The organism is Aliiruegeria haliotis, from assembly GCF_003003255.1.
In the GTDB taxonomy this organism is placed as follows: Bacteria; Pseudomonadota; Alphaproteobacteria; order Rhodobacterales; family Rhodobacteraceae; genus Tropicimonas; species Tropicimonas haliotis.
Map to the genome: position 1 here is coordinate 12,865 of NZ_PVTD01000005.1, position 11,947 is coordinate 24,811.

General features: G+C 62.4%; 13 protein-coding genes. All 13 read left to right on the forward strand.

Annotation, left to right across the window (positions count from 1 at the left end; translation table 11 throughout):
* Positions 1-35 precede the first annotated feature (35 nt).
* A complete protein-coding gene (locus CLV78_RS13110) occupies positions 36-1,877 on the forward strand; it encodes a glycerophosphodiester phosphodiesterase family protein (RefSeq protein ID WP_158263518.1) in 1,842 nt (613 codons plus the stop codon).
* The gene (locus tag CLV78_RS13115) at positions 1,864-2,442 is read left to right on the forward strand and encodes a hypothetical protein (RefSeq protein ID WP_106205287.1); all 579 of its coding nucleotides are present in this window, start codon (positions 1,864-1,866) and stop codon (positions 2,440-2,442) included. The genes CLV78_RS13110 and CLV78_RS13115 overlap by 14 nt, the downstream gene beginning before the upstream one ends.
* A gap of 225 nt (positions 2,443-2,667) precedes the next feature.
* Entirely contained in the window at positions 2,668-3,141 is a 474-nt protein-coding gene (rplO, locus tag CLV78_RS13120) for a 50S ribosomal protein L15 (protein WP_106205288.1), read from the forward strand.
* Between the two features lie 100 nt (positions 3,142-3,241).
* Positions 3,242-4,597 carry a preprotein translocase subunit SecY gene (gene secY / locus CLV78_RS13125; protein ID WP_106205289.1) on the forward strand — a complete coding sequence of 452 codons (1,356 nt, stop codon included), beginning with the start codon at positions 3,242-3,244 and terminating at the stop codon, positions 4,595-4,597.
* A 280-nt stretch (positions 4,598-4,877) separates the two neighbouring features.
* Positions 4,878-5,525: an adenylate kinase gene (locus tag CLV78_RS13130; protein ID WP_106205290.1), complete on the forward strand. Its 648-nt coding sequence runs from the start codon at positions 4,878-4,880 to the stop codon at positions 5,523-5,525.
* A gap of 518 nt (positions 5,526-6,043) precedes the next feature.
* On the forward strand, positions 6,044-6,412 hold the full coding sequence (gene rpsM, locus CLV78_RS13135; protein ID WP_106205291.1) for a 30S ribosomal protein S13: 369 nt from the start codon (positions 6,044-6,046) through the stop codon (positions 6,410-6,412).
* 15 nt (positions 6,413-6,427) lie between these two features.
* The gene (gene rpsK / locus CLV78_RS13140) at positions 6,428-6,817 is read left to right on the forward strand and encodes a 30S ribosomal protein S11 (protein WP_106205292.1); all 390 of its coding nucleotides are present in this window, start codon (positions 6,428-6,430) and stop codon (positions 6,815-6,817) included.
* Positions 6,818-6,935: 118 nt separating this feature from the next.
* Positions 6,936-7,952, forward strand: coding sequence for a DNA-directed RNA polymerase subunit alpha (locus CLV78_RS13145; RefSeq protein ID WP_106205293.1), 1,017 nt, complete (start codon positions 6,936-6,938; stop codon positions 7,950-7,952).
* A 122-nt stretch (positions 7,953-8,074) separates the two neighbouring features.
* Positions 8,075-8,485 carry a 50S ribosomal protein L17 gene (gene rplQ / locus CLV78_RS13150; protein ID WP_106205294.1) on the forward strand — a complete coding sequence of 137 codons (411 nt, stop codon included), beginning with the start codon at positions 8,075-8,077 and terminating at the stop codon, positions 8,483-8,485.
* A gap of 176 nt (positions 8,486-8,661) precedes the next feature.
* Complete coding sequence (locus CLV78_RS13155; RefSeq protein ID WP_106205295.1) at positions 8,662-9,273, forward strand: autoinducer binding domain-containing protein; 612 nt, start codon at positions 8,662-8,664, stop codon at positions 9,271-9,273.
* 45 nt (positions 9,274-9,318) lie between these two features.
* Positions 9,319-10,641, forward strand: a complete 1,323-nt coding sequence (locus tag CLV78_RS13160) for a replication-associated recombination protein A (protein WP_106205296.1) — start codon at positions 9,319-9,321, stop codon at positions 10,639-10,641.
* Between the two features lie 146 nt (positions 10,642-10,787).
* Entirely contained in the window at positions 10,788-11,243 is a 456-nt protein-coding gene (locus CLV78_RS13165; RefSeq protein ID WP_106205297.1) for a c-type cytochrome, read from the forward strand.
* Between the two features lie 65 nt (positions 11,244-11,308).
* Entirely contained in the window at positions 11,309-11,920 is a 612-nt protein-coding gene (locus CLV78_RS13170) for a cytochrome b/b6 domain-containing protein (protein WP_342751832.1), read from the forward strand.
* Positions 11,921-11,947: the final 27 nt, after the last annotated feature.

Genomic DNA, 11,947 nt, shown 5'->3' on the forward strand with positions numbered 1-11,947 from the left:
TATCGATGGGTGCCGAAACGGGAGGAGGAGCGGTCATGCAAGACGGTCCAATGCGTACGCTGAGCGACAGTTTCCACGGGGCATGGGTGCTTCGGTGGCCATTCCTGCTGTCCCATCTTGTGTTCTCGGTACTGGTCTACGCGATCCTGACGCCATTGCTGGCGCTCGGTTTGCGGGCGGCGCTGTTTTTCTCCGGGCAACCTGCATTGTCGGATTTCGACATTGCCGCCTACCTGCTCTCTCCGGTCGGTTTCGTCTGCGGCTTGCTTGTCGCGAGCCTGTTTCTGAGTGCCGCCGTTCTCGACCTGGCCTTCATGATGGCGATCTCGCAGGATGTGCGACAGACCGGGCAGCGGCGTTTCGAAACTAGTGTTTTGAAGATCCTGGCGCGGTTGCCGAAGGTCATCGACTTTATCTGCCGGTTCCTGCTGCGGCTTTTGGTAATCATGGCGCCGTTCGTTGTCGCGGTGTTGCTGGTGGCGCAGCAATGGCTCACGGAATACGATATCAACTACTACCTGACGGAGAAGCCTCCCGAGTTCTATCGCGTCCTGGTGGTCGGCGCGATCCTCCTTGCGATCATGGCAATCGTGCTGCTTCGCAAGCTCTCGGACTGGGCCGTTGCCTTGCCGCTGGTGCTCTTCGATCAAAGCTCGCCGCGAGAGAGCTTTGCGCGAAGCTACGACCAGATGCAGGGACAGCGTGTGCCGTTCCTACTGGCTGTCTGTGGCTGGGCACTGGTGTCTTCTGTGCTGATTGCCATGACGCTGGCAGCCGCTCATGGGATTGCCGGCTGGATGGCGGGTCGGATCGGGGCGGATCTCGGACGTCTGGCTATCGCCTTTGGCGGATTGCTGGCACTCTGGTCCGTTCTCAATCTGCTGGTCACGGCGGTGACGTCCGGCGCCCTGGCTCAGCTCATCATGTACACGGCTGGCTGGCCGGGCGCCGCGGAGGAAGCCACCCCGGCTCACAAACCGGCCTTGAGGGTAGCCTTGCTTGGAGGTCTTGCGCTTGGGGTCGTATTGGCCATTGGCGGCGGGTCCGATCTTCTCGGGCATTCCGCGGAAGACGAGATACAGGTGATCGCTCATCGTGGTGCAGCCGGTGCGCGGCCGGAGAACACCATGGCCTCCTTCGCCCTTGCCATCGAGGACAAGGCCGATTGGATCGAACTGGATGTTCAGGAAAGCGCCGATGACGAGGTGATCGTCATGCACGACAGCGACTTCATGAAGATTGCCGGTGTGGACCTGAAGACCTGGGACGCAACGGCCGACGGGCTGGCCGATATCGACATCGGCAGTTGGTACGAGGAAGATTATTCCGGCGAACGGACACCCACGCTGCGCGAGGTTCTGGAACTGGCGAAGGACAGTGGCACCAGGGTTCTGATCGAACTGAAGTACTATGGCCATGACCGGATGCTGGAGCAGCGCGTGGCAGACGTGGTCGAGGAGACCGGCATGCAGGATCAGGTCCGGGCCATGTCCCTGAAATACGGTGCCGTTCAGAAAATGAAGGCACTGCGCCCGGAGTGGAAGGTTGGTTTGCTGGCGACGGCGACGGTTGGCAACGTCACCGCGTTGGAGGCAGATTTCCTGGCGGTGAACATGGCGGCGGCGTCTCTCCGGCTAACACGGGCTGCGCACGAGGCGGGCAAGGAGATCTATGTCTGGACCGTCAATGACCCGCTGGGCATGTCGCAGATGGCCAGCCTTGGCGTCGATGGCCTGATCACCGACGAACCGGCGCTCGCCCGTGAAGTTCTGTCGCAGCGTGCAGGGCTCAGTTCCGTCGAACGGCTGGTTCTCGGGCTTGGCAGCCAGCTTGGCCTGAAAGTCTCTGACAAGGTGTATCGTGATGCCTCGCCGTAGATTGCTTGCGGCGGCGGCCGCACTCGCAGCGCTTCCGATGTCGGGGCTCTCTGCCGATGGCCTCACAACCGGTGTTCTCTCCCGCGCGGTGGAACTGCCTGCACACGAGTGGCTTTCGGCCGTCCGAACCACGCCGGATGCGGAGCCTGATGTCTTCGTGACGGACGGTTGCTCGGGCGGAATGTCCAGCCTCTGGACCTATACCGCGGAGCGATACCCGGCATTTGCGGAGGCTCACAACGGTGTGCCGCCCTGGGAATCCTGCTGTGTGACCCATGACCGAGCCTATCACACCGGAGGCGACGACCCCGACCCGGAAGCAAGCTACGCGGCGCGGGTCTCGGCTGATGAGGCATTGCGGGCTTGCGTGGCGGCAACGGCGGATGACCGGGATGCCATCTTGCGCGACCTGTATGGAATGACCGAACCGCAGGTGAGGCTTGCCTATGAGGCTATCGCGACCGCGATGTTCCAGGCCGTCAGGTTGGGCGGCGGTCCCTGCACCGGCCTGCCGTGGCGGTGGGGCTTCGGCTATCCTCATTGCTGGTCCCGCGCCAAAGAGTAGCCGCGCAGTAGATTTGGATGGCGATCCGCTGCCTGCGCGCGCGCCAAGGTGCTTGCGGGGCAAGAATGACCGTAACAGGTGTCTGGTGTTCGCCGGGTGTTGATCCCGGGGCCGAGATTGCCTATACGCCCCCGGTGGTCCTCCGTGACCCGACTCAATCAAGAAGAAACGCCGTGGTCGTCCCTCCAGTCGCTATGGGGGCGTATCCGGCTTAGGAGAAGCGACATGAAACTGAATGAACTGAGCCCCGCTGCGGGCTCCACCCCCTCGAAGAAGCGCGTTGGCCGTGGTCCGGGTTCCGGCAAGGGCAAGACCGCCGGTCGTGGTATCAAGGGTCAGAAGTCCCGCTCGGGTGTGGCTCTGAACGGCTACGAGGGTGGCCAGATGCCGCTCTACATGCGTCTTCCGAAGCGCGGCTTCAACAAGCCGAACCGGAAGTCCTGGGCGGTCGTCAACCTCGGCATCCTCCAGAAATTCATCGACAACGGCAAGATCGACGCCGGCGCGCCGATCACCGAAGACGTGCTCGTTGCATCCGGTCTCGTCCGCCGCAAGCTGGACGGCGTTCGGGTGCTCGCCAAGGGCGAGTTTTCCGCCAAGGTGGACCTTCAGGTCTCCGGCGCATCCAAGTCTGCCGTCGAGGCAGTGGAGAAAGCCGGTGGCTCGCTGGCGGTCACTTCCGCGAAGTCGGCCGAATAAGAGGTTGTGGGGGGAGGCAATGCCCCTTACTTAAACTCAAGTTTTCCAGCGCCGCCGACCGGAAGACGGTTCGGCGGCGCACGTACAAGAGAGACCGCGAATGGCATCTGCAGCAGAGCAAATGGCGGCCAACATGAGTTGGGCTGCGCTGGGCAAGGCCACTGAGCTTCGCCAGCGTATCTTCTTCACCATCGGCCTTCTGATCGTTTACCGCCTCGGCACCTACATTCCCGTCCCGGGAATCGACGGTGGCGCGCTGAGAGACTTCATGGAGCAGGCGGCGTCCGGACTTGGCGGCATCCTGACCATGTTTACTGGCGGTGCGCTCGGGCGGATGGGTATCTTTGCCCTCGGCATCATGCCCTATATCTCGGCATCGATCATTATTCAGCTGTTGACGGCCATGGTGCCGCAACTCGAGCAGTTGAAGAAAGAAGGCGAGCAGGGTCGCAAGAAGATCAACCAGTACACACGCTATGGCACTGTGTTCCTGGCCACCTTCCAGGCTTATGGCCTCGCGGTGAGCCTCGAAGCGGGTGGCCTGGTGCATGATCCGGGCTGGTTCTTCCGTGCGGCCACGGTCGTCACGCTTGTCGGTGGTACCATGTTCCTGATGTGGCTCGGTGAGCAGATCACCGCGCGCGGCGTCGGCAACGGCATCTCGCTCATCATCTTCGTCGGCATCATCGCCGAGGTTCCCGCCGCCATGGCGCAGTTCCTGGCCTCCGGCCGCTCGGGCGCCATCAGCCCGGCAGTGATCATCGGCATCATCCTGATGATGATCGGGCTCGTGATGTTCGTGGTGTTCATGGAGCGGGCGCTTCGCAAGATCCATATTCAGTACCCCCGCCGTCAGGTCGGCATGAAGGTCTACGACGGCGGCTCAAGCCACCTGCCGATCAAGGTGAACCCGGCGGGCGTCATCCCGGCCATCTTCGCGTCCTCGCTGCTGTTGCTGCCGACGACGATCTCGACCTTCTCTGGCGGGAACACCGGGCCGGTCATGTCGACGATCCTCGCCTATTTCGGTCCCGGGCAGCCGCTCTACCTGTTGTTCTTCTCGGGCATGATCGTCTTCTTCACCTATTTCTACACGCTCAACGTGTCGTTCAAGGTGGATGATGTGGCCGACAACCTGAAGAACCAGAACGGCTTCGTGCCGGGCATTCGTCCGGGTCAGAAAACCGCCGAATACCTCGAGTATGTGGTGGTCCGTGTCCTGGTTCTCGGCTCCGGCTACCTCGCTCTCGTGGCGCTTCTGCCGGAAATCCTGCGCAGCCAGCTGGCGATTCCGTTCTACTTTGGCGGCACCTCGGTGCTCATCGTGGTCTCGGTCACAATGGACACGATCCAGCAGGTCCAATCGCATCTTCTGGCGCACCAGTATGAGGGGCTGATCGAGAAGTCGAACCTGCGTGGCAAGAAACGTGGCCGGAAGAGCCCGGTCCGTCGCTGAGGCCTTTTCGAGAAAACCGTGAATGGGGCGCCTTCGGGCGCCCTTTCTTGTTTCTGGCTGTCCCATGGCATCCTGTCGCCGGAGCGAATGGCGCGGACCGAGGCGCCGAAGTTGCTGTGCGCCGGGCACAGTCAATGGAGGTGGCGCGCGGCTGCGCGCTCGTGTCGATGGACAGCCGGTGGGGCATCCTTTAGCAAATGTCTGGCTGCCGTTTTGGCGGCCAGCGAAGGACCGGCCTCGCTCACGGCCGACCGACAGCCAGAAAAGGACTTGCTCGTCGATGACCAACATCATTCTGCTCGGCCCGCCGGGTGCCGGCAAAGGAACCCAGGCCCGCAAACTCGTCGAGGAACGGGACATGGTTCAGCTTTCCACCGGCGACATGTTGCGCGAGGCCAAGGCCAGCGGATCGGAGATGGGCAAACGTGTCGCCGAAGTGATGGAGCGCGGCGAACTGGTGACCGACGAGATCGTCATCGGCCTGATCGAGGAAAAACTGACCTCCGGTGGTGGCGGCGGCGGGTTCATCTTTGACGGTTTCCCCCGAACGCTTCCGCAAGCAGATGCACTGCGTGAACTGCTCGACCGAGTGGGCCTGTCGCTCGACGCGGTTATCGAGATGCGCTGCAATGACGAGGCACTCGTTTCGCGGATCACCGGCCGCTATACCTGCGGCGATTGCGGTGAGGGCTATCATGAGACTGCCAAGCCGACGACCAGGGACGGCGTTTGCGATGTCTGTGGTTCCACCAACATGAAACGCCGGGCGGACGACAACGAAGAGACGCTGCGCTCGCGGCTGATGGAGTACTACAAGAACACGTCGCCACTGATCGGCTACTACTATGCCAAGGGTCAGCTTAAATCGATTGACGGGCTGGCGGAGATCGACGAGGTCGCCGCATCGATTGCCGAGGCGATGGGCTGATATTGGACGACGGCTGGCGGCACCCCGGCGTTGCCCGCCGCGTCGCACAGGACGGCCGGGCTGTTTCAGAACAAGAGGCCCCGTCCCTGCATCGATCTTCGGAGCGACCTTTTTCCGGACGGCGCCCGCTCGAACACGCAGCACGCCGTGGGCGCCGCTTCGGCCCGCATGTTGTTCTGTCTTTGCGGTCCGGTTCTTTCCGGGGCGATGGTGGCAGCGAAGGGGGTGCCGCCGCCGCTTGACGCCGGTCGCGCTCTCTGAGACCCTCGTTGCGCGACGACAGGTCCGGAGGGGGATATTTCGAAATCCCTTGACAGTCGATGAATGGGGGCCTTGACGGCCGCCATGTTAGCATTTACTTGACAGCTTCTCATTCGAGAATCGCTGACCTCACCCACGCATCCAGTGCACAGGTCCGATCAGCGAAGAATCGGCCCGGTGGCGTGCGTGCTGTCGGGCTTCTGTTGTGAAAAAAGGTTCTGGAGCTACGGAACCGCAACCATGAAGGAACATTCCTCTTGGCACGTATTGCTGGGGTCAACATCCCGACCGCCAAGCGCGTCCCGATCGCGCTGACCTATATCACCGGTATTGGCAACACCTCCGCCGAAGCCATCTGCGAAGCCGTCGGTATTGACCGGACCCGCCGCGTCAACGAGTTGTCCGACGCCGAAGTCCTCGCCATCCGCGAGCACATCGACGCCAACTACACGGTGGAAGGCGACCTGCGCCGCGAAACGCAGATGAACATCAAGCGTCTGATGGACCTGGGCTGCTATCGCGGTCTGCGCCACCGCCGCAACCTGCCCGTGCGCGGCCAGCGTACCCACACCAACGCCCGCACCCGCAAGGGCCCGGCGAAGCCGATTGCCGGCAAGAAGAAGTAAGGGAGGGCAGCACAGATGGCACGCGATCGTCGCGCAACAAAGCGCAAGGTTTCCAAGAACATCGCCTCCGGCGTTGCTCACGTAAACTCCTCGTTCAACAACACCAAGATCCTGATCTCCGACGTGCAAGGCAATGCGATCGCATGGTCGTCCGCCGGTACGATGGGCTTCAAGGGTTCCCGGAAGTCGACCCCCTATGCCGCTCAGATGGCCGCCGAAGACGCCGGCCGTAAGGCACAGGAACACGGCGTGAAGACGCTGGAAGTCGAAGTCCAGGGCCCGGGTTCCGGCCGTGAGAGCGCCCTGCGCGCTCTGGCTGCGATCGGCTTCAACATCACGTCCATCCGCGACGTGTCGCCGATTGCCCACAACGGCTGCCGGCCTCCGAAGCGCCGTCGCGTCTGAGGCACAGGACTGAAAGATTCCGGATCGCGCCGCGACAGGCGCGGTCCGACTGCGCATTTTGATCCTCGGGCGTTCACCTTCTCGGACATGGAAGGCGAACAGGTATGGAGGCACATACATGATCCACAAGAACTGGCAGGAACTGATCAAGCCCACCCAGCTGGACGTCAAGCCCGGCGCCGACGCAAGCCGCAAGGCGACCGTCGTGGCCGAGCCGCTGGAGCGTGGCTTTGGTCTGACGCTGGGCAATGCCCTGCGCCGGGTTCTGTTGTCCTCGCTTCAGGGGGCCGCGATCACCAGCGTCCAGATCGACAACGTTCTGCACGAGTTCTCGAGCGTTGCCGGCGTCCGCGAGGACGTGACCGACATCGTCCTGAACCTGAAGGGTGTGGCGATCCGCATGGAAGTGGACGGGCCGAAGCGCCTGTCGATCTCCGCCAAGGGGCCTGGCGCCGTAACGGCTGCCAATATCTCCGAATCGGCCGGGATCGAGGTCCTGAACAAGGATCACGTGATCTGCCACCTCGACGATGGCGCTGACCTCTACGTGGAGCTGACGGTCAATACCGGCAAGGGCTACGTGGCGGCGGACAAGAACCGCCCCGAGGACGCCCCGATCGGTCTGATCCCGATCGATGCGATCTACTCGCCGGTCAAGAAGGTCTCATACGACGTGCAGCCCACCCGCGAGGGCCAGGTTCTGGACTATGACAAGCTGACCATGAAGATCGAGACAGACGGGTCCGTCACCCCGGATGACGCGCTGGCATTCGCTGCGCGGATCCTGCAGGACCAGCTGTCGATCTTCGTCAACTTCGAGGAGCCGGAATCGGCTGGTCGCCAGGAAGAGGACGATGGCCTCGAGTTCAACCCGCTTCTGCTGAAGAAAGTGGACGAGTTGGAACTGTCGGTGCGTTCGGCAAACTGCCTGAAGAACGACAACATCGTCTACATTGGCGACCTGATCCAGAAGACCGAAGCCGAGATGCTCCGCACCCCGAACTTCGGCCGCAAGTCGCTGAACGAGATCAAGGAAGTACTTTCGGGCATGGGCCTGCACCTCGGCATGGATGTCGAGGAATGGCCGCCGGAGAACATCGAGGATCTCGCCAAGAAGTTCGAAGATCAGTTCTGATCTTCGACCCGGTCGCGCCTCTTGGGGCGCGACCCGCACGACCCGGGCATGAAGCCCCAAGGAGAGCGGCCCGCACGCATGGGCTGCCGGACAAAGCAAAACGCTAAGCAAGGAAAAACGAAATGCGTCACGCCCGCGGATACCGCCGCCTGAACCGTACTCATGAGCACCGTAAGGCGCTCTTCTCCAACATGGCCGGCTCGCTGATCGAGCATGAGCAGATCAAGACGACGCTGCCCAAGGCCAAGGAACTGAAGCCGATCGTCGAGAAGCTGATCACGCTCGGCAAGCGTGGCGACCTGCACGCCCGCCGTCTGGCCGCGTCCAAGCTCAAGCAGGACCAGCATGTCGCGAAGCTTTTCGAAGTCCTCGGCCCGCGCTACGCCGAGCGTCAGGGCGGCTATGTCCGCGTGCTGAAGGCCGGCTTCCGCTATGGCGACATGGCGCCGATGGCGATCATCGAACTGGTTGACCGCGATGTCGACGCCAAGGGTGCTGCCGATCGCGCCCGCGAAGAGGCCGCCGAGGAGTAGCCTCCGGCGCTTTACAGCTAATCAATTCGCTGAGGCCCTCGCATTGCGGGGGCCTTTTGCGTTCCGGGTGCTGACATGGCGATGCCGCATAGCCCGTCGCATGGTCCGGGTGTCCCCCAGCGTCAATCCGGCGCTTTCGGGTTGACCAAACCGTCCTGTGCTGGTCGAAACGCGCCATGCAGGACCGTAGGAAGATCGACCGGGAGCTCAAGGCCTTGGGGCTTCTTTCCCCAAGAGGCTACTTTGTGGCGCTGCACATTCGGTTCGCGGCCCCGTTGATGACGTTCCATTCCTACGATCGGGAGTGGGTCGACCGCTACACTGCGCAGGCCTACGCGATGCGAGACCCGATGACGGCCTGGGCGTTCTCGACCACGGGTGTCACGCGGTGGAGCGAGGCCGGCGTTCCGGATCCATTCGGGATCATGGTGGAGGCCGCAGACTACGGATTGCGCTTCGGAATCCAGGTGGCCTGCGGTCCGATTTCCTCCCGTACCATTGCCGGCAGCGCCCGTCATGATCGCGAGTTCACGGCGCGCGAGATGGCCGATATCGAAGGGATCGTTCAGACCTTGCATGGCCTGACCGAGCCGCCGGAAAGCCTCACGCAGGCCCAGGTCGAGGCGCTGCGGCTCGTCGCAGCGGGAGAGCGCCACGCGGCAGCCGCCGCGCGGCTCGGGATCTCGGAAAGTGCCCTGAAGGCTCGCCTGAGTTCCGCCCGTCGGCGGCTGATGGCGCGTACGACTGCCGAAGCGATCCAGCGTGCGCGGGATGCGCGCCTGCTCTGAAAGGGGCGGCTTTTCCTTTCGCGACGGCAGGCTTAGGGTGCGGCCATGGCCGATCTCTTTGACACTCCATCCGACCGCGAATCCGGTGCATCGGCGCCGCGCCCGCTTGCGGACAGGCTTCGACCAGCAGCATTGTCCGAAGTCATCGGTCAGGACCATCTGCTTGGCCCCGAGGCGCCGCTTGGTGCCATGCTAGCGTCAGGATCGCTATCCTCGCTGATCCTCTGGGGCCCTCCCGGTGTCGGCAAGACCACGATTGCGCGCCTGCTGGCGGACGAAACCGACCTCCACTTCGTACAGATCAGTGCGATATTCACCGGGGTGCCGGAGCTTCGGAAGGTCTTCGAGGCTGCGCGGATCCGGCGTCAGAACGGTCAGGGAACGTTGCTTTTCGTCGATGAGATCCATCGGTTCAACAAGGCCCAACAGGACGGTTTCCTGCCCCACATGGAAGACGGGACGATCGTGCTTGTCGGCGCGACAACCGAAAACCCGTCCTTTGAACTCAATGCCGCCGTCTTGAGCCGGTCGCAGGTATTGGTGTTGAACCGGCTCGACGAGGACGCGCTGGAGCGGATGCTGATCCGCGCGGAGGCGGAGATTGGCGCGAAACTGCCGTTGTCCCGGGGCGCCCGGGAGGCGCTTGTTTCCATGGCAGACGGCGATGGCCGGGCATTGCTGAACCTGGTGGAGCAGGTATCGGGTTGGCAGGTCTCAGAACCTTTGGATGCCGATGGTCTCACGCGGCGCCTGACCCGTCGTGCGGCACAATACGATAAATCTGGCGATGCGCATTACAACCTGATTTCAGCGCTGCACAAATCGGTGCGCGGGTCGGATCCGGATGCGGCCCTCTACTGGCTGGCGCGGATGCTGAAGGGCGGCGAAGACCCCCGCTACCTTGCGCGGCGAATCACGCGCATGGCGGTCGAGGATATCGGGCTCGCCGATCCGCAGGCGCAGGGCGTCTGCCTGCAATCCTGGGAAACCTACGAGCGTCTGGGCAGCCCGGAGGGGGAGCTGGCCCTAGCGCAGGCCGTGGTCTACCTGGCTCTGGCGCCAAAGTCGAATGCGGCCTACGCGGGGTACAAGGCGGCGATTTCGGCCGCGACCCGCACTGGGTCCGAGCCGCCACCCAAGCATATCCTGAATGCGCCGACCTCGCTTATGAAGGATCAGGGCTATGGCGATGGCTATCAGTACGATCACGATGCAGAGGACGGGTTTTCCGGTCAGAACTACTTTCCTGAAACGATGAAACGCGGGATCTACTACCTGCCGGTCGAGCGTGGCTTTGAACGGGAACTCAAGCGGCGCCTCGACTTCTTTGCGAAGCTGCGATCCCAGCGGGGGGGCGAAGAGCGCTGACAGGACGAGATCACGCGATTGTTTGATTCGGGGCCAAAAGCGTTTCTTCAAAAAATCACGGCAGCTGTGCAAAAATCACCGACAGCAATTCCGCCGCGCTTCGTATAACGAGGTAGCATCCCCAGCTTGCAAGCAAGGAGATTTCTATGCGCAAGTACGTTTTCGTCGCCATCGCCCTTTCCCTACCGAGCCTCGCCATTGCCGACGCGTTGACCGATGCGGTCAAGACCCGGCAGGAACATATGAAGACCTACGGCAAGAACATCGGCATGCTGGCCAAGATGGCCAAGGGCGAGTTGGACTACGACGCCGATGCTGCGCAGGCTGCGGCCGATACCATCGTCGAATACTCCACGAAGGATCAGTCCGGATACTGGCTGCCCGGAACCTCGTCCGAAGACATGCCCGGTGTCTCCTATGCGTTGCCGGCGCTTTGGACCGACGGTGCCAAGGCAGGTGAAATCGCAAAGGAATTTGTTGCCAACGCCGCTGCGTTGCAGGCAGTTGCCGGCGCGGGTCAGGGCGAGATGGCAAAAGCTCTCGGTGCTGCCGGCAAAAACTGCAACGATTGCCACAAGTCCTTCCAGGCCAAGAAAGACTGACGCCAATGACCGACAGGCCGCCGAAAACCGAGACTCTTCACCGGGTTCGCCTTTGGGACCCATTCGTGAGGATCTTTCACTGGTTGCTGGCGGTCTGCGTGATCGTGACGTGGTTGTGGGGACAGATCAATCCGACCGGTTTTCTGACCCTGCACTTCTATCTTGGCTACACCATCATCGGCCTGCTGGCGTTCCGCCTGATCTGGGGCCTGTTCGGTCCATGGCCGGCCCGGTTCCGGGATTTTGTCTATGCGCCGGGCACGGTGGTCGCCTATCTGCGCACCGCCAGTCTCCGGAGGCCAAGCCATTGGCCGGGCCACAACCCGGTTGGCGCATTCTCGGTGTTCCTGCTTCTGGGTGCGCTCGCGTTTCAGGCCTACACCGGGCTCTACACGGATCCCGATGATTTCATCAATGCGGGTCCGCTCGTGGCAGGGGCGGAGGGCGCGAGGGTCAGTTGGGCCACGTTCTGGCATCAGACCATGGCTCCCGTCATCCTGCTTCTGGTTGTGCTGCACCTGAGCGCCATTGCGTTCTACAGGTTTTGGAAGCGGGAAAACCTCGTTCCGTCGATGATCAACGGTGAAAAGGTCGTGAAGGGCTATGTGCCTGCCGACCGGATCATCGAAGACCTTGAAGAGGAAGCGGCAGCAACCGGAGATCGTCGCACGGCTTGACAACCGCGTCCGGGCGCAGGACAGAGC

What these genes read in the sequence shown, in the direction of transcription:
- CLV78_RS13130 (WP_106205290.1), top strand. Translation starts at nt 4,878, where the DNA reads ATGACCAACATCATTCTGCTCGGCCCGCCGGGTGCCGGCAAAGGAACC.
- secY (WP_106205289.1), top strand. Translation starts at nt 3,242, where the DNA reads ATGGCATCTGCAGCAGAGCAAATGGCGGCCAACATGAGTTGGGCTGCG.
- rplO (WP_106205288.1), top strand. Translation starts at nt 2,668, where the DNA reads ATGAAACTGAATGAACTGAGCCCCGCTGCGGGCTCCACCCCCTCGAAG.
- rplQ (WP_106205294.1), top strand. Translation starts at nt 8,075, where the DNA reads ATGCGTCACGCCCGCGGATACCGCCGCCTGAACCGTACTCATGAGCAC.
- CLV78_RS13160 (WP_106205296.1), top strand. Translation starts at nt 9,319, where the DNA reads ATGGCCGATCTCTTTGACACTCCATCCGACCGCGAATCCGGTGCATCG.
- CLV78_RS13110 (WP_158263518.1), top strand. Translation starts at nt 36, where the DNA reads ATGCAAGACGGTCCAATGCGTACGCTGAGCGACAGTTTCCACGGGGCA.
- CLV78_RS13145 (WP_106205293.1), top strand. Translation starts at nt 6,936, where the DNA reads ATGATCCACAAGAACTGGCAGGAACTGATCAAGCCCACCCAGCTGGAC.
- CLV78_RS13165 (WP_106205297.1), top strand. Translation starts at nt 10,788, where the DNA reads ATGCGCAAGTACGTTTTCGTCGCCATCGCCCTTTCCCTACCGAGCCTC.
- CLV78_RS13115 (WP_106205287.1), top strand. Translation starts at nt 1,864, where the DNA reads ATGCCTCGCCGTAGATTGCTTGCGGCGGCGGCCGCACTCGCAGCGCTT.
- CLV78_RS13155 (WP_106205295.1), top strand. Translation starts at nt 8,662, where the DNA reads ATGCAGGACCGTAGGAAGATCGACCGGGAGCTCAAGGCCTTGGGGCTT.
- rpsK (WP_106205292.1), top strand. Translation starts at nt 6,428, where the DNA reads ATGGCACGCGATCGTCGCGCAACAAAGCGCAAGGTTTCCAAGAACATC.